The organism is Actinotalea sp. C106 (assembly GCF_023630195.1).
GTDB lineage: Bacteria > Actinomycetota > Actinomycetes > Actinomycetales > Cellulomonadaceae > Actinotalea.
Map to the genome: position 1 here is coordinate 1 of NZ_JALPKN010000598.1, position 702 is coordinate 702.

1 pseudogene is annotated in these 702 nt (G+C 75.5%); it reads left to right on the top strand.

Features of this window, described 5'->3' with window-relative positions:
- Positions 1-702, top strand: a pseudogene (locus L0B03_RS18715) (hypothetical protein); the annotation flags it as partial.

Genomic DNA, 702 nt, shown 5'->3' on the forward strand with positions numbered 1-702 from the left:
TTGGCCTCCGACTTCTGGCGGAGCACGGCCTCGTCCTGCTCGGGGCCGGCCCGGCGCCCGAGCGCGGATGGCGCGCCCGGGATCTCGACGGCAAGACGCTGGTCGTCTCCCTGGTCCGGGTCGCCTCCGTATCGCGGGCCGCGCGGGCTCGTGAACGCGTCGAGCGTCTGCGGACCGTGGACTCCCCGCACGTGGCGACGGTCCGGGCTGCTGTCGAGCTCGGCCCCGAGCTCCTCGCGGTCCCCTACGAGGAGGTGCCGGGGGTCGACCTGCGCCGCCTCCGGGGCCAACGAGGGCGCTGGTCGGTGGGCGAGGTCGTCTCGGTGGTCGGACCCCTGGCGGAGGCCCTGGCAGCGATGCACCGCACCGGGCTCGTGCACGGTGACGTCTCCCCGGGCAACGTGGTCATCACTCCCGACGGGTCACCCGTGCTCATCGATCTCGTCACCGGGGCCGATCCGGAGGAGGAGGGCACCCCTGGCTTCGTCGCCCCCGAGCGGGTGCACGGTGCCGGGCCCGCGGGGGATGTCCACGCCGTGGCTCTGATCGGTCTTCAGCTCCTGGCCATCGATGAGCTCGACGCCCACGGCGCACTGCCCGACCCGTCGGCCGCGGCCCGCGGCGCCCTGGTCGAGGTGCTGCGGCGGGCGACGACCCATGACCCGGGGGACCGCCCCACGGCCGGCGACCTCGCCCGCGAGG